23 protein-coding genes are annotated in these 17,722 nt (G+C 74.1%); 15 read left to right on the top strand and 8 right to left on the bottom strand.

Annotated features, from left to right (window positions below):
• Positions 1–243 precede the first annotated feature (243 nt).
• From Q3W71_RS27525 to Q3W71_RS27515, 3 genes are read left to right on the top strand one after another with little or no spacing between them, the layout of a single operon-like run.
• Entirely contained in the window at positions 244–702 is a 459-nt protein-coding gene (locus Q3W71_RS27525; RefSeq protein ID WP_302922383.1) for an SRPBCC domain-containing protein, read from the top strand.
• Complete coding sequence (locus tag Q3W71_RS27520; RefSeq protein WP_302922382.1) at positions 699–1,049, top strand: metalloregulator ArsR/SmtB family transcription factor; 351 nt, start codon at positions 699–701, stop codon at positions 1,047–1,049. The genes Q3W71_RS27525 and Q3W71_RS27520 overlap by 4 nt, the downstream gene beginning before the upstream one ends.
• A gap of 1 nt (position 1,050) precedes the next feature.
• Entirely contained in the window at positions 1,051–1,494 is a 444-nt protein-coding gene (locus tag Q3W71_RS27515) for an SRPBCC domain-containing protein (protein ID WP_302922381.1), read from the top strand.
• 56 nt (positions 1,495–1,550) lie between these two features.
• Here Q3W71_RS27515 and Q3W71_RS27510 read toward each other — a convergent pair whose 3' ends face one another.
• Together Q3W71_RS27510 and Q3W71_RS27505 are read right to left on the bottom strand one after the other, a co-directional pair.
• Complete coding sequence (locus tag Q3W71_RS27510) at positions 1,551–1,925, bottom strand: VOC family protein (RefSeq protein ID WP_302922380.1); 375 nt, start codon at positions 1,923–1,925, stop codon at positions 1,551–1,553.
• 88 nt (positions 1,926–2,013) lie between these two features.
• A complete protein-coding gene (locus Q3W71_RS27505; protein WP_302922566.1) occupies positions 2,014–2,910 on the bottom strand; it encodes a bifunctional 5,10-methylenetetrahydrofolate dehydrogenase/5,10-methenyltetrahydrofolate cyclohydrolase in 897 nt (298 codons plus the stop codon).
• Between the two features lie 236 nt (positions 2,911–3,146).
• Here Q3W71_RS27505 and Q3W71_RS27500 point away from each other — a divergent pair, with 236 nt between their 5' ends.
• Both Q3W71_RS27500 and Q3W71_RS27495 read left to right on the top strand, forming a co-directional pair.
• Positions 3,147–3,485 (top strand): YciI family protein, encoded by a 339-nt coding sequence (locus tag Q3W71_RS27500; RefSeq protein ID WP_302922565.1) that lies wholly within the window; start codon positions 3,147–3,149, stop codon positions 3,483–3,485.
• The gene (locus Q3W71_RS27495; protein WP_302922379.1) at positions 3,478–4,701 is read left to right on the top strand and encodes an RNA polymerase sigma factor; all 1,224 of its coding nucleotides are present in this window, start codon (positions 3,478–3,480) and stop codon (positions 4,699–4,701) included. The genes Q3W71_RS27500 and Q3W71_RS27495 overlap by 8 nt, the downstream gene beginning before the upstream one ends.
• Positions 4,702–4,772: 71 nt before the next feature.
• Here Q3W71_RS27495 and Q3W71_RS27490 read toward each other — a convergent pair whose 3' ends face one another.
• Positions 4,773–5,876 carry a hypothetical protein gene (locus Q3W71_RS27490; RefSeq protein WP_302922378.1) on the bottom strand — a complete coding sequence of 368 codons (1,104 nt, stop codon included), beginning with the start codon at positions 5,874–5,876 and terminating at the stop codon, positions 4,773–4,775.
• 28 nt (positions 5,877–5,904) lie between these two features.
• Positions 5,905–6,225: a PadR family transcriptional regulator gene (locus Q3W71_RS27485; RefSeq protein ID WP_302922564.1), complete on the bottom strand. Its 321-nt coding sequence runs from the start codon at positions 6,223–6,225 to the stop codon at positions 5,905–5,907.
• 99 nt (positions 6,226–6,324) lie between these two features.
• On the opposite strand from Q3W71_RS27485, the gene Q3W71_RS27480 reads away from it, so the two are divergent.
• On the top strand, positions 6,325–7,206 hold the full coding sequence (locus Q3W71_RS27480) for an LLM class flavin-dependent oxidoreductase (protein WP_302922377.1): 882 nt from the start codon (positions 6,325–6,327) through the stop codon (positions 7,204–7,206).
• Positions 7,207–7,243: 37 nt separating this feature from the next.
• On the opposite strand, the gene Q3W71_RS27475 is transcribed toward Q3W71_RS27480, so the two are convergent.
• Positions 7,244–7,675 (bottom strand): ASCH domain-containing protein, encoded by a 432-nt coding sequence (locus Q3W71_RS27475; protein WP_302922376.1) that lies wholly within the window; start codon positions 7,673–7,675, stop codon positions 7,244–7,246.
• A 103-nt stretch (positions 7,676–7,778) separates the two neighbouring features.
• Between Q3W71_RS27475 and Q3W71_RS27470 the strand changes: the two genes are divergently transcribed.
• On the top strand, positions 7,779–8,309 hold the full coding sequence (locus Q3W71_RS27470) for an alpha/beta hydrolase (RefSeq protein ID WP_302922375.1): 531 nt from the start codon (positions 7,779–7,781) through the stop codon (positions 8,307–8,309).
• A gap of 49 nt (positions 8,310–8,358) precedes the next feature.
• Here the strand turns inward: Q3W71_RS27470 and Q3W71_RS27465 are convergent, their stop codons facing one another.
• Positions 8,359–8,910, bottom strand: a complete 552-nt coding sequence (locus Q3W71_RS27465) for a phosphoribosyltransferase (RefSeq protein ID WP_302922374.1) — start codon at positions 8,908–8,910, stop codon at positions 8,359–8,361.
• A gap of 208 nt (positions 8,911–9,118) precedes the next feature.
• Here Q3W71_RS27465 and Q3W71_RS27460 point away from each other — a divergent pair, with 208 nt between their 5' ends.
• The 4 genes from Q3W71_RS27460 to Q3W71_RS27445 all read left to right on the top strand — a co-directional run bounded on the left by Q3W71_RS27460 (position 9,119) and on the right by Q3W71_RS27445 (position 13,589).
• A complete protein-coding gene (locus Q3W71_RS27460; RefSeq protein WP_302922373.1) occupies positions 9,119–9,733 on the top strand; it encodes a septal ring lytic transglycosylase RlpA family protein in 615 nt (204 codons plus the stop codon).
• Between the two features lie 100 nt (positions 9,734–9,833).
• A complete protein-coding gene (locus Q3W71_RS27455; protein ID WP_302922372.1) occupies positions 9,834–10,961 on the top strand; it encodes a PP2C family protein-serine/threonine phosphatase in 1,128 nt (375 codons plus the stop codon).
• A 162-nt stretch (positions 10,962–11,123) separates the two neighbouring features.
• Entirely contained in the window at positions 11,124–12,980 is a 1,857-nt protein-coding gene (locus Q3W71_RS27450) for an acyl-CoA dehydrogenase (RefSeq protein ID WP_302922371.1), read from the top strand.
• 339 nt (positions 12,981–13,319) lie between these two features.
• Positions 13,320–13,589 carry a DUF6458 family protein gene (locus tag Q3W71_RS27445; protein WP_043961115.1) on the top strand — a complete coding sequence of 90 codons (270 nt, stop codon included), beginning with the start codon at positions 13,320–13,322 and terminating at the stop codon, positions 13,587–13,589.
• Between the two features lie 110 nt (positions 13,590–13,699).
• On the opposite strand, the gene Q3W71_RS27440 is transcribed toward Q3W71_RS27445, so the two are convergent.
• Positions 13,700–14,236, bottom strand: coding sequence for a histidine phosphatase family protein (locus tag Q3W71_RS27440; RefSeq protein WP_302922370.1), 537 nt, complete (start codon positions 14,234–14,236; stop codon positions 13,700–13,702).
• Between the two features lie 114 nt (positions 14,237–14,350).
• Here Q3W71_RS27440 and Q3W71_RS27435 point away from each other — a divergent pair, with 114 nt between their 5' ends.
• Complete coding sequence (locus Q3W71_RS27435) at positions 14,351–14,638, top strand: DUF6458 family protein (protein ID WP_302922369.1); 288 nt, start codon at positions 14,351–14,353, stop codon at positions 14,636–14,638.
• Between the two features lie 57 nt (positions 14,639–14,695).
• Here Q3W71_RS27435 and Q3W71_RS27430 read toward each other — a convergent pair whose 3' ends face one another.
• Complete coding sequence (locus Q3W71_RS27430; RefSeq protein WP_302922368.1) at positions 14,696–15,373, bottom strand: hemolysin III family protein; 678 nt, start codon at positions 15,371–15,373, stop codon at positions 14,696–14,698.
• 110 nt (positions 15,374–15,483) lie between these two features.
• Here Q3W71_RS27430 and Q3W71_RS27425 point away from each other — a divergent pair, with 110 nt between their 5' ends.
• The 3 genes from Q3W71_RS27425 to Q3W71_RS27415 are packed head-to-tail and all read left to right on the top strand — an operon-like array spanning position 15,484 to position 17,715.
• On the top strand, positions 15,484–16,122 hold the full coding sequence (locus tag Q3W71_RS27425; protein ID WP_302922367.1) for an allophanate hydrolase subunit 1: 639 nt from the start codon (positions 15,484–15,486) through the stop codon (positions 16,120–16,122).
• On the top strand, positions 16,119–16,979 hold the full coding sequence (locus tag Q3W71_RS27420) for a biotin-dependent carboxyltransferase family protein (protein ID WP_368051246.1): 861 nt from the start codon (positions 16,119–16,121) through the stop codon (positions 16,977–16,979). Before Q3W71_RS27425 ends, Q3W71_RS27420 begins: the two co-directional genes overlap by 4 nt.
• Positions 16,963–17,715, top strand: coding sequence for a LamB/YcsF family protein (locus Q3W71_RS27415; protein WP_302922366.1), 753 nt, complete (start codon positions 16,963–16,965; stop codon positions 17,713–17,715). The genes Q3W71_RS27420 and Q3W71_RS27415 overlap by 17 nt, the downstream gene beginning before the upstream one ends.
• Positions 17,716–17,722: the final 7 nt, after the last annotated feature.

Here is a 17,722-nt window from a genome sequence, read left to right as displayed (position 1 = left end):
CCCGCCGGCTAGGGTGCGCCGCAGGTGGCCGGTCAGAGCAACCCAGGTGGGACAGCGCGGCTACGGGGGGCGGGCACTGGTAGGTCCCCGGAGTGATCCCGGGACTGAATATCGGACACCGCGACCCGCCCCCCGCCGAGCGCGCCGCATCCGCACAGGACCCCGATGCGCAACCGAAGGTTGCGTGTCGGGAGGCTGCTGGGTAGGGTTGACGCAACCAAAGGTTGCGAAAGGTTGGCAGACATGGAGTACGGATCCATCGAGCGCGACATCCAGGTCGACGCGGCACCCGAGGTGGTCTTCGAGGTGATCAGTCGGCCCGAGCACATGCGGGAGTGGTGGCCCGACGACGCGCGGTTCGAGCCGGTCGCCGGCGCTCCCGGCGAGTTGGTCTGGCGCGACGCGGAGACCGGCGAGACGACGACCGTCGCCCTCGCCGTCGTCGAGGTCGACCCGCCGAAGCGGTTCTCCTTCCGGTGGTGCTACTCGGACCCGGACCGCTCCGGGAACTCGTTGTTCGTCACCTTCGACCTGGTCCCGGCCGGTGGGGGCACCCGGGTCCGCATGACCGAGACCGGGTTCCGGGAGATGGGCTGGGAGATCGCTCAGCTGGAGGCGCAGTACCGCGACCACGAGACCGGTTGGGACCACTACCTCGCCAGGCTCGGCACGTACGTCACGCGGCTGGTCGCCACGTCATGAGCACAGCGATCGACGACGACCTGTGGTCGGCGGTCGGCGACCCCATCCGGCGTACGATGATCGATCTTTTGCTCGCCGGAGGGCCGGGCACGGCCACGTCGCTGAGCGAGCGACTACCCGTCACCCGCCAGGCCGTCTCGAAGCACCTGGCCGTCCTGGACCGGGTCGGTCTGGTGCACGGCACGCCGGCCGGTCGCGAGCGTCGCTACCAGGTCGACGAGGCGCAGCTCGCCCGGGCTGTCGCCCAGTTGTCGGCGGTGGGTGCCACCTGGGACGCCCGACTCCGCCGGATCAAGCGGATCGCCGAGGCGATCGACCGCAGCCGCGACAACAACCGAGGAGACTGAGATGGTCGACATCCTGCACCGGGTCGGCGTCGTCGCGCCGCTCGACGACGTCTACCGGGCGGTGGCAACTCCCGAGGGCATCGCCGGGTGGTGGACGACCGACACCACGGGCAAGAGCGAGGTCGGCGGGCGGCTGGCGTTCCGGTTCGGCGACGTCGGAGGCTTCGACATGGACGTCCTGGAACTCGATCCCGCCGGCCACGTACGGTGGCGGGTCACCGACGGCCCGGCGGAATGGCTCGGCACCGAGATCGACTGGCGCCTGGACCAGCGTGGCGAGTACACCATCGTCCAGTTCACCCACGAGGGCTGGCGCGAGCCGGTCGAGTTCATGCGCCACTGCAGCACCAAGTGGGCGACGTTCCTGATGAGTCTCAAGGAGCTCGTCGAGACCGGGCGCGGCCGGCCGGCGCCGGACGACGTCGCGATCAGCGACTGGCACTGATCCCGACGGCCCGACCCGGACCGACGCGCCGGCGCCGGTCCGGGTTCGGCGCCCGCTCAGAGGTAGAGGCAGAAGGGGTGGCCGGCCGGGTCGAGGTGCACCCGTACGTCGTCCTGGGGTTGGAAGTCCGCCAGGGTGGCCCCGGCGGCGACGGCGTGGGCCGAGGCCGCCGCCAGGTCGTCGACCTGGATGTCGAGGTGGACCATCATCTGCGGGTCCCCCGGACCGGCCGGCCACACCGGTCGTACGTAGTTCGGCTCGGTCTGGAACGACAGGCCGGCGCCGCCGCCCGGGGCGCGCAGCGTGACCCAGTCCGGTTCGTCGTCGTCCCGCGACCAGCCGAACAGGCGTTCGTAGAACCCGGCCAGTTCCCGGGCGTCGGGCGAGTCCAGCACGGTGGCGGTCAGCGTCAGCCGAGGTCGATCTCCCATGCCACCGTCCATACCCGCATCCCGGCATGCGGCAAGCACGAACCCGGCCGGCCGTCCCGGGCGGGACGGCCGGCGGGAACCCGGCGGCTCAGCCGCGTCCGCTCAGCCGTTCGGCGGCGTCGACGGCGTTGCGGAAGAGCATCGCCACCGTGGTCGGGCCGACCCCGCCCACCCGGGGCGTGATCGCGCTGGCCACCTCGGCGCACGACTCGTCGACGTCCGGCAGCAGCCGGCGGCCCTCGTAGCGGACGCCGGCCCCGATCACCACCGCGCCGGGCTTGACGTGCTCGGGCTGGATGATCCCGGGTACGCCGGCGGCGGCGACCAGGATGTCGGCGCGGCGGGTGTAGCGGTCCCAGTCCGGCACGCCGGTGTGCACGACGGTGACCGCCGCGTTGGCGGTGGGCCGCTTCTGCGCCAGCATGATCGACAGCGGCCGGCCGAGCGTCGCGCCCCGGCCGAGGATGACCACCTCGCGCCCGGCGACGGGGATCTCGTAGTGGGCCAGCAGCGCCTCGATGCCGGCCGGCGTGCAGGGCAGCGGGCCGGGCAGCCCGAGCGCCAGCCGCCCGATGTTGAGCGGGTGCATCCCGTCGACGTCCTTGTCCGGGTCGACGCTCTGCAACGCCCGGTCGTAGTCCAGGTGGGCCGGGACGGGGTACTGCACGAGCAGCCCGTGCACCCCCGGGTCGGCGTTGTAGCCGGCGATCACCCGGTGCAGGTCCTCCTGCGTGGCGTCCGCGGGCAGGTGGGTGTGCGGCGACTCGAAGTCCAGCTCCGCCGCCTGGCGCTGCTTGATCCGGATGTAGCCGGCGCTGGCGTCGTCGTCACCGACCAGCACGGTCGCGAGCGCGGGCACGACGCCGGCCCGGCGCAGCCGGGACACCCGGTCGGCCACCTCGGCGAAGACCTTGTCGGCGAGCGGCTTGCCGGAGAGCAGCCGGGCGGTGTGCGGGATCACGGCGGTGTCGTCGGCGATGGGCATGGCTCCCCCAACGTGGGTGCCCAGGCGGTCGACTCCCACGGCGAGCTCCCCGATGGTTGGTGCCATCCCCGTGCCGCCAGTCGCGTTCCCACCCAGCTTGCCCCATCCGGTTCCGGCCGCGCCAGGCGACCCCCGGCGGCGTCGGCGGAAAGTCTTGACCGGTGCGGTCCGGTAGCGGGCCGCCCGTTCGTCACCCTGGTGAGAATCGCCGACCAGGGAGTGCCGAGATGAAGTACATGATGTTCGTCTGCAGCGACACCGAGCCGGACACCGACCGGGAGAACTGGCCCGACATCGAGGCGTGGGTGGCCGAGAACGACGCCCGTGGCCGCCGGCTGACCGGCGACGTGCTGGCCGAGACGTCGGCGGCCACCACCGTCCGGGTGCGCAACGGCGAACTGCTGGTGTCCGACGGTCCGTTCACCGAGACCAAGGAGGTTATCGTGGGCTTCGACCTGCTGGAGTGCGCCGACCTGGACGAGGCGATCGAGGTGGCGCGCACCCACCCGATGGCCCGGGCGGGCCGGATCGAGCTGCGCCCGTTCGCCGACCTGGCCGACCAGCCGGGTGACTGACCCGTCGGCGGCCGCGACGGGGGACGCCGTCGCGGCCGCCTGCGCCGACTCGTACGCCCGGATCGTCGCCGCGCTGATCCGGGTGACCGGGGACTGGACGCTGGCCGAGGACTGCGCCCAGGAGGCGCTCGCGCTCGCCCTGGAACGGTGGCCCGGCGACGGCGTGCCGGCCAACCCGGGCGGCTGGCTGATGACCGTGGCCCGCAACCGCGCGCTGGACGTGCTACGCCGGGCCTCCGTCGAACGCCGCAAGCTGGCCGAGCTGGCGCTGCTCCGGCTCGCCGGCCCGGAGCCCGCGACCGGGGAGGAGATCGTGGACGACCGGCTCCGGCTCGTCTTCACCTGCTGCCATCCGGCGCTGTCGCTGGACGCCCGGGTGGCGCTGACGCTGCGCGTCGTCTGCGGCGTACCGACCGCCGACATCGCGCGCGCCCTGCTGGTCAGCGAGGCGACGATGACCCGGCGGCTGACCCGGGCGAAGACCCGGATCGCCACCGCCGGGATCCCGTACCGGGTGCCGACCGGCCCGATGCTCGCCGAGCGGCTCCCGGGCGTGCTCGCCGTGCTCTACCTGCTCTTCACCCGGGGCTACGACGCCGACGGCGAGCCCGCCCTCGCCGACGAGGCGATCCGGCTGGCCCGCCTGCTCGTCCGGCTGATGCCCGACCAGCCCGAGGTCGCCGCGCTGCTCGCGCTCTTCCTGTTGCAGCACTCCCGCCGCGACGCCCGGCGGGACGCCGACGGCAACCTGCTCACCCTCGACCGGCAGGACCGCTCCCGCTGGGACCACGCCGCGATCGCCGAGGCCGTCGACCTCCTGGCCCGGGCGCGCCCGGCCGGCCCGTACGCCCTCCAGGCCCGGATCGCCGCCTGCCACGCCACCGCCGCCTCCGCCGCGGCCACCGACTGGCCGGCCATCGCCCGGGCGTACGACGAACTCGCCCGGATCCAGCCGTCACCGGTGATCGGGCTGAACCGCGCGGTGGCGCACGGCTTCGCGCACGGGCCGGCGGCCGGGCTCGCGCTGCTGGCCGAGGCCCGGGCCGGCGGGGCGCTGGACGGCTACCCGCCGGCCGTGGCGGCGGAGGCCGAGCTGACCGCCCGCCGGGGGGACCGCGAGCGGGCGGCGGCGCTGTTCCGGCGGGCCGCGGCGATGTGCCGGGCGGAGTCCGAGCGGCGCGCCCTGCTGGACCGCGCCGCCGACCTGTCGAGCTGAACCGCCGCCGACTGGTTCACCGGGCCGGTCGCGCCGTCGGGTGCCGCCGCCCACCGGGTTTCCGCCGGCGGTCAGCCCGCCGCGGCGGTGGGCAGCGGGTCGGCGGCGTGGCGGGGCAGGGCGGCCAGTGCCAACCCGAGCAGCGCGCAGAGCGCGCCGCCCACGAAGAACAGCGCGAGCGCGGGTTGCCCGAGCCATTCCCACAGCGGGTGCCAGCTCGGGTGCGGCTCGTCGAGGTGGTGGCCGAGCAGGTGCGGGACGGTCAGCAGGGCGGGTGACCACCACAGGAGCATGCTCACTCCGAAGAGAGCGGTGACCACACCGCCGGCCGGGTGCCCGGCGTCGGTGCGCCGGCTCGCCCACCCGAAGGCCAGCCAGCCGAGACCGGCGCCGAGCAGGCCACCGAGCAGGCCGGCGGGCAGCACGGCGGGCGGTGCGGTCCGGTTCACGCTGACCAGCAGATAGCTGCTCACGCCCTGCGGTGGCGAGGTGATCGTCACCCGCAGCGCGGTGTCGCCGCGGCGGGCCAGGATGGTGGTCTCGGTGAACCGGACGATGGAGGCGCACCACTTGTCGGTGCAGCCGGAGTCCCCGCTGACCATCGGCTCGTACACCTGCCAGCCGGCCTCCCGGAGCCGCCGCTCGGTGTCGGTGAGCATCCGCCCGGCCGGCGTGGGCGGTGCGCCGGCCGCGCTGAGCAGCGTCTCGCCCTGCTGGTACTCGCCGCCGTCACCGAGGAGCACCTGGTCGAGGTTACGCAGCCGCAGCGGCTGGCTGTAGAAGGTGAACAGCGCCGTCGCGGGCTCGACGTCGCCGAGCCGGTGGCCGGGGAACACGTCGGCGAAGAGCGCGGCGGCCTCGGCCCGGTCGGGCTGCGGGCGGGAGGTCTCCCAGGCGACCCGGGTGGCGGCGGCCCCGGTGAACAGCCCGCAGATGACGGCCGCGAGGGTCGCCCAGACGCCCACCGTACGGCTGGCCGGGCGGCCGAGCCGGCAGCGCAGACCGTGCCGGAGCAGGTCGACCGCCTCCCGCAGGGTCGGCCGGGTGCGGCCGGGCGGTGCGCCGTCCAGCAGCACGCCGACCATCTCCTCCCCGCGGGCGCGGCGGTAGGCGCGCGGGTGGCACCAGAGCAGCCGCCGGTAGCGGCGGGCGAGCGGGTCGCCGGTCGGCGGCATGGCCGTCCCTTCGGGAAGGTGGCGCGGGTCAGGCGGTACGGGCGCGGAGCGGGCGCAGCCGGGCCTCGGCGGCGGTGGTGAGCTGCCGCAACCGGGCGGTCTCGGCGTCGAGGGCGGAGACGCCGTCCGGGGTGAGCCGGTAGTAGCGGCGCAGCCGCCCGTCGACGGTCTCCTCGCGGTCCGGGGCGACCAGCCCCTGCGCGCTGAGCCGGTCGAGGGCGGCGTAGAGGGTGCCGGGCAGCAGCGTGACGCGCTGCTCGGAGAGGGCGGCGACCTCCTGGATGAGGCCGTAGCCGTGCCGTGGGCCGGCGGCGAGCGCGGTGAGGATGAGGAACGTCGGCTCGCGCATCGGGGTCACGCGGGTCAACATATTCAGATCATCGATACATGGCAAGGTCCCTAACCCGACCGGGCCGGGCCGTCGGTGCCGGCCATTAGGCTGCCGATCATGCGGATTGGCATCGTGATCCTCCCCGACCAGCGCTGGTCCGAGTCGCAGCGCCGCTGGCGGCAGGCCGACGAGTGGGGCTTCGACCACGCCTGGACCTACGACCACCTGGGCTGGCGGGACCTGGTCGACGGGCCCTGGTTCGACTCGGTCACCACGCTGACCGCCGCCGCGACGGTGACCTCCCGGATCCGCCTCGGCACGCTGGTCGCCTCGCCGAACTTCCGGCACCCGGCCGCGTTCGCCCGGCAGGTGACAGCGCTCGACGACGTTTCCGGCGGCCGGCTGCTGCTCGGCCTCGGCGCCGGCGGCATCGGGTTCGACGCCACCGTGCTCGGCGGTGAGACGCTGCCGCCGCGGCAGCGGGTGGACCGCTTCGGCGAGTTCACCGAGCTGCTCGACCTGGTGCTGCGCGAGGACGGGACGACCTGGCGGGGTGACTGGTTCGCCGCAATGGACGCCCGGAACAACCCCGGCTGCGTGCAGCAGCCCCGGGTGCCGTTCGTGGTGGCGGCGAACGGGCCCCGCTCGATGAAGCTGGTGGCCCGGTTCGGCCAGGGCTGGGTCACCACCGGTCCCGGCGGCGACGACCTGGAGAGCTGGTGGGTCGGGGTCGGCGAGCTGTGCGCCCGGCTGGACGCGACGCTGGCCGCCGCCGGGCGCGACCCGGCCACCCTGGACCGCTACCTCTCGCTCGACTCGGCGCCGGTCTTCTCGCTGCGCAGCGCCCAGTTCTTCGCCGACCAGGTCGAGCGTGCCGCCGCGCTCGGCTTCACCGACGTGGTGACCCACTGGCCCCGGGCCAGCAGCTGGTACGCCGGCGACGAGGAGGTGCTGGTCGACGTGGCCACCCGGCTGCTGCCCGAACTGCGCCGCGGCTGACCGCTCCCGCCCCGCCGTTCGCCGTCCGTCCCGCCGGCTACGGACCGAGGTCTCCGGTGGCCACGCCGCCCGCGCCGCCGGAGACCAGCCGGAAGCGGATGCAGACGACGTCGGTGTCGTCGGTGACCGGGGTGCCGACCCGCGCCCAGTAGGCGGCGTGCCCGGCCCGCCACTCCTCGATCGACCGGTCGCCCTCCCCCTCGGAGCGCGCGAAGTCCCAGGACACCTCGGCGAACGGGACCACCTCGACGCCGGTCACCTCGACGACGCCGGCCAGCGCGTCCCGGTCGTCGACCAGGACCAGCCGTTCACCGACCCGCTCCAGCTCCTCGCCCTCCTCGGCGTACTCGGTGAGCAGGCCGGCGGTGGCGGTCTTCACCCCGGCCAGCACCAGCGTGTTCAACCGCGTCCGCAGCTCGCCGGGGGTGCCGAGGGCGAGCGTGCGCAGTCCACCGATCCGAGGCCACATCCTGCCGAGGCTACGCCCGGCACGGTCGGGGGCCGCGACATTTGGCGCCCACGGGCGGACCGTACGGCGATACGGTGGGCGGGTCGACGATCAGGAGGCGGCCATGGCGGACCGGCGTGCGGTGCTCATCCCCGGCCGAGGCTACGACACCCGGTTCCCGCTCTTCCTCTACCTCGGCGAGGCGTTGCGCCGTGCCGGCTTCGCCCTGCACGCGATCTCCTGGCAGGTGCCCGAAGGGCTCGCGCCGGACCGGGACGGGGCGGACGCGGCCGTCGACTGGGTGACCGGGCAGGTCGCTTCGACCCTCACCGGGCGGATGGAGCTGCTGGTCGGCAAGTCGCTCGGTACGTTCGCCGCGCCGCTCGCCGCCGACCGGGGGCTGCCCGCCGTCTGGCTCACCCCGCTGCTGCACCTGCCCGCGGTGGTCGACGCGCTGGATCGCGCCACCGCACCGTTCCTGCTGGTCGGCGGCACCGCCGATCCGTCCTGGGACGGCGCGGTCGCCCGCCGGCTCACCCCGCACCTGGTGGAGATCGACCAGGCCGACCACGCGCTGATGGTGCCGGGCCCGCTGGCCCGCTCGGCCGAGGCGCTGGGCCGGGTCTGTACGGCGGTCGAGGAGTTCGTCCGCTGAGCCCGGCCGGCCGCCCCTCCAGCGCCGACGCCGGCGGGCACCCGGTCGGTCAGGGACGCAGCGCGTCGGCGGTCACCAGGCCCCGGATCCGTAGCTCGGCGGTGACCTCCGGAGCGCAGTCGAGGACCACGGTGGCGGTGCCGAGCGGCTGGGCGCCCCGGGCGGCGCAGATCTCGTAGAGCGCGCGCACCTGCGCCGCGGTGGCCACCCAGTCGTCCACCACCAGCACCCGGTCGGTGCGGTCGAGGGCGTGGTCCCGCACGGCCAGGTCCACCCGCCTGCCGCGGAAGTCGGGCGGGCTCTGCGCCCAGGTCAGCGGCCCGGCCGGCAGGCGGCCGTCGCCCGGTTTGTGCGCCGGCACGAAACCCACCCCGAGGGCGGTCGCGGCGAGCGGTCCGAGCAGGAACCCGGTGACCGCCGGAGAGACCACCACGGTGGGCCGGGCCGCCCGGAACGGCTCCACCAGGGCCGGGCCCAGCCGGGCGAGCACGTCCGGATCCCGCCACCAGCCGGAGACGTCGCTGACCAGGTGGCTGGCGCCGGGACCGGGATCGATCCAGCGGAACAGCTCGGCCAGACGTTCGCTCAGCTCGGCGGGCATGTCACCCATCCTGCGGGATCGGCGCGCGGCCGGGCGGGGCGGGCGGTCACCGGCGCTCACCGGGCCGGGCGGCCCACCTCGGGTCGGATGATCGGCTACACGTATCACCGCAATTCCGGGCATACCACAATGATCACGTTGACTTCGGAAGTGCTTCTCTCGTTACGGTCCGAGCCGGTTTGTTCAGATCGTGAAAGGACCGGTTCCGGTGGCTGGTAGGCACTCCCGTTCCCGCAGGTTCTCGCCGGCCGGCATCGCGGCCACCGCGGCGGTCGGCGTCGCGCTCGCCGTCGGCGGCACCGTCGGCGCCGTGCAGCTCACCGCCGGCTCGGAGCCGGCGCGGCCGGTCGCCGTCGACCTCTCGCCCGTCGCCACGCCGACCAGCGCCGCACCCATCTCGCCGAGCGCGAGCCCGTCGTCGAGCGTGACCGCGAGCCCGACGGCCACCCGGTCGCCGCAGGCGCCGTCGCGGAGCAAGCCCCGCACCGCCAGCCCGAAGCCCACCGCGACGGCGAAGAAGACCGCCACCACCAAGGTGGTGGAGAGCGGCTCGTGCGGCGCCTCCTTCTACTCCGACGGCCAGTTGACCGCCAACGGCGAGAACTTCAACCCGGACGCGCTGACCGCCGCGCACAAGACGCTGCCGTTCAACACCCGGGTCCGGGTGACCAACCCGGACAACGGCAAGTCGGTGACCGTACGGATCAACGACCGGGGCCCGTTCATCGAGGGCCGCTGCATCGACCTGTCCCGGGCCGCGTTCGCCGAGATCGCGTCGCTGGACCTCGGGCACGTGGACGTGCGCTACGAGGTGCTCGGCTGAGCCCGTGCCGGACGGCGATCGGCCCGCCGACGGGGTCCGCGCGGCCAGAACCTCCTCGGTCGACGGGCCAGGTTCATTCAACCGTTCACGTCCATCAGGCATGCTGTCCCTCGTACGCACGCATCCCTTCCAGTCGGGCCGCGGCCCGCTGAGCCCCGGATCCCGCGCCGGTCTCGGCGCGGCCCTCGCCCTGCTCGCGATCGTGTCCTCGGTCGAGCTGGCCGACGGGCGGCCGGCCCACTACATCGCACTCATGGTGGCCGCGCCCTTCCTGGCCGCGGCGCTGGCGTCCTGGCGGGTGGTGCTCGGCGTCGGCGTAGTGGCCACCGCGGTCGGCGCCGCGTTCGCCCTCTGTGACTGGTCGATCTCCCTGGTCAACGGGGTGAACGTGGCCGGCATCGCGCTCGGCACCGGCATCGCGGCCGCCGTCGCCGCGGTGCGGCAGCGGCAGGCCGAGCAGATCGCCGAGCTGTCCAAGCTGGCGGCGGTGGCCCAGCAGGCGGTGCTGCGCCCGCTCGGCCCGCAGGTCGGCACGCTCTCGGTCGCCGGCCGGTACATCTCGTCCACCGCCACCGCGGAGATCGGCGGCGACCTGTACGAGGCGATCGACACCCCGTACGGCGTGCGCATGATCATCGGCGACGTACGCGGCAAGGGACTGGAGGCGGTCCGGCTGGCCAGCATCGTGCTGGGCTCCTACCGGCACGTCGCGTACGAGCGGGCCGACCTGCGCGCCGTGGTGGCCGACCTGGACCGGGCGGTGGCCCGCAGCGTCGGCGACGAGGACTTCGTCACCGCGGCGCTGGTCGAGGAGCGGGGCGGGACGCTCACCATCGTCAACTGCGGCCACCCGCCGCCGCTGCTGCTGCGCCGGGGTGCGGTGATCCCGCTGGAGCCGCCGGCGCCCGCCCCGCCGCTGGGTTTCATGCCGGTGGTCCGGCCCCGGGTTGAGCGGCTGGAGCCGGGCGACCGGCTGCTGCTCTTCACCGACGGGCTCGGCGAGGCCCGGCGGGACGGGGAGTTCTTCCCCACCGCCGACCGGGCCTGGCGGCTGCTCGGCCACGGCACCGTGGCCGACGGGCTGGCCTCGCTGGAGACCGCGCTGGTGGAGTGGGTGCACGGCCGGCTGGACGACGACATCGCCCTGGTGCTGATGGAGTACACCGGATCCCGCGGCGGCTCGGACGCGCCCGTGCCGAGCTGGGAGGTCGGCGCCGCCGAGAGCTGAGCGCACCGGCCGCCGACGGGCCGGGCCCGCGCCTGGCGGACAGCCGAACCGGAAGTGTGTAATGGCTGTCACTTCCGGAATCGGGTTGTCGGTGCCTACCGGTCGGTAATACAGTCTGGGTTACTGATCGGTAACACCTGTCCGGAAGCGGGGCCAGCGAGCATGACCCACTACAAGAGCAACCTTCGGGACCTCGAGTTCAACCTCTTCGAGGTCTTCGGGGCGGACCGGGCGTTCGGCCAGGAGCCGTACTCGGATCTCGACATCGACACCGCGCGCAGCATCCTCGCCGAGGTCGACCGCCTCGCTCGCGAGGACCTGGCCGCCAGCTACTCGGACAGCGACCGCAACCCGCCGGTCTTCGACCCGGCCACGCACACCGCGCCGCTGCCGGAGTCGTTCAAGAAGTCGTACCGCGCGTTCATGGAGTCGGAGTTCTGGCGGCTCGACCTCCCGCCGGAGCTGGACGGCACCAACGCCCCGCGGGCTCTGTGGTGGGCGCTCGCCGAGCTGGTCCTCGGCTCGAACGCCCCGGTCTGGATGTACGCCTCCGGCCCGTCCTTCGCGCACGTGCTGCACGTCGAGGGCACCGAGCGGCAGAAGAAGTGGGCCAAGCTCTTCATCGACAAGCAGTGGGGCTCCACCATGGTGCTCACCGAGCCGGACGCCGGCTCGGACGTGGGCGCCGGCCGCACCCGCGCCATCCCGCAGCCGGACGGCTCCTGGCACATCGAGGGCGTCAAGCGCTTCATCACCTCGGGCGAGCACGACCTGAGCGACAACATCGTCCACTACGTGCTGGCCCGGCCGGTCGGCGTGGAGGGCGTGGGCGGCCCGGGCACCAAGGGCCTGTCCCTGTTCGTCGTGCCGAAGTACCACTTCGACGAGGAGACCGGCGAGCTGGGCGAGCGCAACGGCGTCTTCGCCACCAACGTCGAGCACAAGATGGGCATCAAGGTCTCGAACACCTGCGAGATGACCTTCGGCGAGCACGGCGTGCCGGCCAAGGGCTGGCTGCTGGGCGACAAGCACGACGGCATCCGGCAGATGTTCATGATCATCGAGTACGCCCGGATGATGGTCGGCACCAAGGCGATCGCCACCCTCTCCACCGGCTACCTGAACGCGCTGGAGTACGCCAAGAACCGCGTGCAGGGCGCCGACCTGATCCAGCAGGCCGACAAGACCGCGCCCCGGGTGACCATCACCCACCACCCGGACGTGCGCCGCTCGCTGCTGCTGCAGAAGTCGTACGCCGAGGGTCTGCGCGCGCTGGTGCTCTACACCGCGTCCTGGCAGGACAAGGTCGCCATCGCCGAGGCGGCCGGCGACGAGAAGGCCACCAAGCTCGCCAAGCGGGTCAACGACCTGCTGCTGCCGCTGGTCAAGGGCGTCGGCTCGGAGCGGGCGTACGAGCTGCTCGGCCACGAGGCGCTGCAGACGTTCGGCGGCTCCGGCTTCCTCCAGGACTACCCGCTGGAGCAGTACGTCCGGGACGCCAAGATCGACACCCTGTACGAGGGCACCACGGCGATCCAGAGTCTCGACCTGATCTTCCGGAAGATCGTCCGGGACAACGGCAAGGCGCTGATGGCGGTGGCCGCCGAGATCCAGGAGTTCATCACCACCGAGGGCGGCAACGGCCAGCTCAAGGAGGAGCGGCAGGCGCTGGGTAAGGCGCTCGCCGAGGTGCAGAACATCCTCGGCGTGATGACCGGCTGGCTGGGCGAGGCGCAGGGCGGTGACCCCCGGGCCCTCTACAAGGTCGGCCTGAGCAGCCGCCGGTTCCTGCTGGCGATCGGCGACCTGGTGGTCGGCTGGCTGCTCCAGCGGCAGGCCGACGTGGCGCTGAGCGCCCTGAACGGCGAGGTGTCCGCCGCCGACAAGGCGTTCTACACCGGCAAGGTGGCCGCCGCCCGGTTCTTCGCCCGCGAGGTGCTGCCCCGCATCGGCGCCGACCGGCGGATCATCGAGGGCGCCGACCTGGAGATCATGGACCTCCCGGAGGAGGCCTTCTGAGGTAGGCCGTACCGCGCCCCGGCGCGGCGGCCGAGCCGGGGTGACCCGGCACCGACCTGGTACCGACGGCCGGCGGGCAGCAGCCCGCCGGCCGTCGGCGTGTCCGCGGGACCGGTGCCCGATCGCGGTCGGCGGCGCACCGGGTGCGCCCGGATACCGCCGTGCGGTCCCTGCCGTCCGGATCGCCCCGGGCTCGGCCATACCGCGTGCGACCGCCCGCCGCCGGGAAGTCGGCGGATTCGGCCGGGCCGGCCGGGTAGCCCCTCGGCGTGGCGGGTAACCGTCGCGCGACCACGTCAGAGCACGCCCAGAGCCACCGCACGGGGGAGTGCAGCGCACATGGGCATTGGTAGCGGGATCTTTCTCATCGCCATCGGCGCGATCCTGACCTTCGCCATCCGGGCCAACGTCTGGTGGGTCGACCTGCGCGCGGTCGGCTGGGTGTTCATCCTGGCCGGGCTGGCCGTACTGCTCACCACGCTCTGGTTCTGGCAGGACCGCCGGAAGCGGGCGCGGACGCTGATCGTGGAGGAGAACCGGCTGTCGCATCCGACCGCGATGATGCCGCCCCCACCGGATCCGCCGCCGCCGACCGCGCCGCCCTCGTGAGCCGGGCGGCCACCGCCCGACGGCTCCCTTGACCGCCGCGACACCAGCGGCTGCGAGCCACCCGCCGAGCACCGGGCGGGTGGCTCGGCCACGTCCACCGGCCGGCCGGCTCAGCCGCGGGCGATGTGCCGGTCGGTGATCTCGGCCCGCCCCCGGCCCAGTTCCGCCCACGTCACCCCGGTGCGGTGTACCACCACGTCGCTGGTGCGCAGGCCGTCCGGGTCCGCCCGCTCCGGGTCGAGCAGCGCGGAGAAGAGCGAGATACCCGGGTTGTGGGCGACCAGCAGCACCGTCCGGGCGGCCGGGTCGATCCGCCGGACCAGGGCCAGCAGGTCTTCCGGCTGCGCCTCGTAGGCGTCGGCCTCGTAGTGCACCGCCGGGGCGGGACCGGCCGGGCCGCCCTCCGGCGGCGTACCGGTCATTCCCATCGCCACCCGGTGCCAGGTCTGCCGGGTGCGCCGGGCGGCCGAACAGATCACCACGTCGGGCAGCAGGTCGTGCCGGGCCAGCCAGGCGCCGGCCGCGGCGGCGTCGGCCTCCCCGCGTGCGGACAGGCCCCGATCAACGTCCGGCCCGTCGTCGGGAGGCTCGGCCTTGGAGTGCCGGAGCAACACCAGCGTCCGTTCCTCGGCGTACGCGTCCGTCATGTCCTCAGCTTGCCCGATTGGCGATCACAGCGCCGGGGTAAGTCGATGGATGCCGCAACCTCACCGATGGCCGCGGCGGAGGGAAACGCCAGCTACAGCCGAGGAGGCGCCGAGATGGGCATTGGTGGCAGTATCTTCCTGATCGCACTGGGTGCGATCTTCGCGTTCGCCGTGCAGGCGGATCTGGGCTGGCTCGACCTGAGCGTCGTCGGCTGGGTGCTGATGCTCGCCGGGGTCGCCGGCCTGCTCGTCACCCTCTACTTCTGGAACTCCCGGCGGCGCACGGTGGTGGCCAGCCCCGCCCGCGACGACCGCGTGGTCGCCGAGCGGGTCGTGCCGGTGCAGGACGACCGGGTCGTGCAGGAGTACCGCGAGGTGCGCCGGCCGGGCCGTACCGTCTGACGTCGACCGCTGCTTCCGGGGGCTCCGCGACGCCTCGGGGCCCCCGGCGCGCGTCGGTCAGGCGAAGAGCGCGAAGTAGATGGCGATGTGGTGGCAGAGCGCGGCGACCAGCGTGCAGGCGTGGAAGAACTCGTGGTGGCCGAAGACGTTGGGCCACGGATTGGGCCGGCGCAGCGCGTAGAAGACGGCGCCGACGCTGTAGACGGCCCCGCCGACGATCAGCAGCACCAGCGCGGCCACCCCGCCGGAGTGCAGGATGTCCGGCAGCATGGCGACCGCCACCCAGCCCAGCGCCAGGTAGAGCGGCGCGGAGACCCAGCGGGGCGCGTGCGGCCAGACCAGCTTGAGCGCCACCCCGGCCAGGGCGCCGCCCCAGACCAGCGACAGCATGATCACCGCTGGTCGGAAGTTCAGCAGCAGGACGCAGAACGGCGTGTAGGTGCCGGCGATGAACACGAAGATCATCGAGTGGTCCATCCGGCGCATGATCTGGTAGCCGCGCTCCGACCACACTCGACGGTGGTAGAGGGCGCTGGTGCCGAAGAGCCCGCAGACCGTCAGGCTGTAGACGAGGCAGCTCACCAGCGGCGCCCAGCCGGGCCGGGTGGCGGCGATCGAGCAGAGCACGATCCCGCAGACGAGGGCGACGAAGAACGCGTACGTGTGCAGCCAGCCGCGCATCCGGGGTTTACCGATGTCGACCGGCTTGAGTCGAAGCGGAGCGGAGGTGGTCACGTAGATAGGTTACGGCACCGTAGGTTACTTGTTGGTAGTGCGACCGGTCACTCCCGCCGCGGGACCGCGGACCCTCCCCCGATCCGCGCCCGATCGGCGAGGATGGCCGGATGCGGATCCGACCCGTCGGGGCGCACGCCCTGCTGCTCGACTTCGCCGTACCGGAGGCCGCCGCCGGGCCGGGCGTCGCCGACCTGGTCGAGGCGTGGCGGGCCGAGCTGTGGCGCCGCCGGGAAAGCGGTGAGCTGACCGCCGCCGAGATCGTGCCGGCGGCCACCACCGTCCTGCTCGACGGCGTGCCGGACCCGACCGCCACCGCCCACCGGATCGCCGGCTGGACGCCGCGACCGGCCGCCACCACGGCCCCCGCCGGCACGGTCGAGATCCCGGTGACGTACGACGGGCAGGACCTGCCCGCCGTCGCCGGCCACTGGGGCGTCGACGTGCCGGCCGTGGTCCAGCGGCTGCGCCGGACCCGGTTCCGGGTGGCCTTCTGTGGCTTCGCGCCCGGGTTCGCGTACCTGACCGGGCTGCCGGCCGGGCTGGCCGTGCCCCGGCTGCCCAGCCCGCGCCCCCGGGTGCCGGCCGGCTCCGTCGCCCTGGCCGGCCCGTACGCCGGCGTCTACCCGAGCGCCTCACCGGGCGGCTGGCTGCTGGTCGGGCGCACCGAGCTGACCCTCTTCGACGTGCACGCCGACCCGCCCGCCCGGCTCACCCCCGGCACCGAGGTACGCCTGGTGGCCGGGTGAGGCCGGCAACCGTCGAGGTGCTCCGGGCCGGCGCGCTCACCACCGTCCAGGACCTGGGCCGGCCCGGCTGGGCGCACCTCGGCGTACCCCGCTCCGGCGCGCTCGACCCGGCGGCGCTGCGGCTGGCCAACCGGCTGGTCGGCAACCCGGAGGCCGCGGCCGGCCTGGAGATCACCCTGACCGGCTGCGAGCTGCGGTTTCCCCGGGCCACCACGGTCGCGGTGACCGGCGCCGGCACCGCCGTCCGGGTCGACGGCCGCCCCGGCGACGTGGGCCGCCCGCTGTCGCTGCCGGCGGGCGCGGTGCTGCGGATCGCCCCGCCCCCCGACGGGCTGCGCAACTGGCTCGCGGTCGCCGGCGGGGTCGCCGTCGAGCCGGTGCTCGGCAGCCGGTCCACCGACACCCTCTCCGGGCTCGGCCCGGCACCGCTGCGCGACGGCGACCGGCTGCCGCTGGGCACCCCGTCCGGCCCGCCCGCCCCGGTCGACCTGACCGTCGGCGTGCCGGCCCCGGCCGAGCTGTGGCTGGCACTGCGGCTCGGCCCCCGGCACGACTGGTTCACCCCGGACGCGCTGGACCGGCTGCTCGGTACGGCGTACGTGGTGAGCCCGCTGAGCAACCGGGTCGGCGCGCGCCTGACCGGCGCGCCGCTGCCCCGCGCGGTGGCCAGGGAACTGCCCAGCGAAGGGCTCGTCCTCGGCGCGGTGCAGGTGCCGGCGGACGGCCAACCCCTGGTCTTCCTCGCCGACCACCCGACCACCGGCGGCTACCCGGTCGTCGGGGTGGTGGCCGACGTGACCCCGCTCGCGCAGGCCCGGCCAGGTACTACGGTGAGATTTCATGGACCTCAACGCTGACCTCGGCGAGGGTTTCGGCATCTGGCGGCTCGGTGACGACGACGCGCTGCTGAACCTGGTCACCTCCGCCAACGTCGCCTGCGGCTTCCACGGCGGCGACCCGCCCACCATGCGCCGGGTCTGCGCCGCCGCCATCCAGCGGGGCGTCGCGATCGGCGCCCAGGTCGGCTACCGCGACCTCGCCGGTTTCGGCCGCCGGCACATCGCGTACGCCTTCACGGAGCTGCGCGACGAGATCATCTACCAGCTCGGCGCGCTGGACGCGTTCTGCCGGGTGTTCCGCGGCCGGGTGCGCTACCTCAAGCCGCACGGCGCGCTCTACCACGCCGCGGCCCGCGACGAGTCCCAGGCCGCGGCGGTGGTCGCCGCCGTCGGCGAGTACGACCACGAGCTGCCGGTGCTCTGCGCGCCCGGCTCGGTGCTCGCCCAGCTCGCGGTCGGCGCCGGCCTGCGGGTGGTGGCCGAGGGCTTCGCCGACCGGGGCTACCTGCCCAACGGGCAACTGGTGCCGCGCACCGCGTTCGGCGCGCTGGTCACCGACCCGGAGGAGGTGGCCGCCCGGGCCGTCCGGATGGCCACCGAGCGGACAGTGGTCGCTGTCGACGGCAGCGTGATCCCGTGCCAGGTGGAGTCGATCTGCCTGCACGGCGACAGCCCCGGCGCGGTGGCCGCCGCCGAGCTGGTCCGCGCCGCACTGATCGACGCCGGCGTCCCGCCCACGCCGTTCGCCGGGTAGCCGGCGC

Origin of the sequence: Micromonospora sp. C28SCA-DRY-2, assembly GCF_030519475.1 — a bacterium.
Taxonomy (GTDB): Bacteria; Actinomycetota; Actinomycetes; order Mycobacteriales; family Micromonosporaceae; genus Micromonospora.
This window is presented reverse-complemented; position numbering and strand designations above follow the sequence as displayed.

Bases quoted from the DNA above. Each gene is read 5' to 3' on its own strand.
- Q3W71_RS27465 (WP_302922374.1), bottom strand. From the start codon at position 8,910: ATGCCCGCCGAGCTGAGCGAACGTCTGGCCGAGCTGTTCCGCTGGATC.
- Q3W71_RS27520 (WP_302922382.1), top strand. From the start codon at position 699: ATGAGCACAGCGATCGACGACGACCTGTGGTCGGCGGTCGGCGACCCC.
- Q3W71_RS27510 (WP_302922380.1), bottom strand. From the start codon at position 1,925: ATGGGAGATCGACCTCGGCTGACGCTGACCGCCACCGTGCTGGACTCG.
- Q3W71_RS27435 (WP_302922369.1), top strand. From the start codon at position 14,351: ATGGGCATTGGTGGCAGTATCTTCCTGATCGCACTGGGTGCGATCTTC.
- Q3W71_RS27455 (WP_302922372.1), top strand. From the start codon at position 9,834: ATGCTGTCCCTCGTACGCACGCATCCCTTCCAGTCGGGCCGCGGCCCG.
- Q3W71_RS27415 (WP_302922366.1), top strand. From the start codon at position 16,963: ATGGACCTCAACGCTGACCTCGGCGAGGGTTTCGGCATCTGGCGGCTC.
- Q3W71_RS27505 (WP_302922566.1), bottom strand. From the start codon at position 2,910: ATGCCCATCGCCGACGACACCGCCGTGATCCCGCACACCGCCCGGCTG.
- Q3W71_RS27475 (WP_302922376.1), bottom strand. From the start codon at position 7,675: ATGTGGCCTCGGATCGGTGGACTGCGCACGCTCGCCCTCGGCACCCCC.
- Q3W71_RS27490 (WP_302922378.1), bottom strand. From the start codon at position 5,876: ATGCCGCCGACCGGCGACCCGCTCGCCCGCCGCTACCGGCGGCTGCTC.
- Q3W71_RS27480 (WP_302922377.1), top strand. From the start codon at position 6,325: ATGCGGATTGGCATCGTGATCCTCCCCGACCAGCGCTGGTCCGAGTCG.
- Q3W71_RS27445 (WP_043961115.1), top strand. From the start codon at position 13,320: ATGGGCATTGGTAGCGGGATCTTTCTCATCGCCATCGGCGCGATCCTG.
- Q3W71_RS27515 (WP_302922381.1), top strand. From the start codon at position 1,051: ATGGTCGACATCCTGCACCGGGTCGGCGTCGTCGCGCCGCTCGACGAC.
- Q3W71_RS27500 (WP_302922565.1), top strand. From the start codon at position 3,147: ATGATGTTCGTCTGCAGCGACACCGAGCCGGACACCGACCGGGAGAAC.
- Q3W71_RS27425 (WP_302922367.1), top strand. From the start codon at position 15,484: ATGCGGATCCGACCCGTCGGGGCGCACGCCCTGCTGCTCGACTTCGCC.
- Q3W71_RS27525 (WP_302922383.1), top strand. From the start codon at position 244: ATGGAGTACGGATCCATCGAGCGCGACATCCAGGTCGACGCGGCACCC.
- Q3W71_RS27450 (WP_302922371.1), top strand. From the start codon at position 11,124: ATGACCCACTACAAGAGCAACCTTCGGGACCTCGAGTTCAACCTCTTC.
- Q3W71_RS27440 (WP_302922370.1), bottom strand. From the start codon at position 14,236: ATGACGGACGCGTACGCCGAGGAACGGACGCTGGTGTTGCTCCGGCAC.
- Q3W71_RS27485 (WP_302922564.1), bottom strand. From the start codon at position 6,225: ATGCGCGAGCCGACGTTCCTCATCCTCACCGCGCTCGCCGCCGGCCCA.
- Q3W71_RS27470 (WP_302922375.1), top strand. From the start codon at position 7,779: ATGGCGGACCGGCGTGCGGTGCTCATCCCCGGCCGAGGCTACGACACC.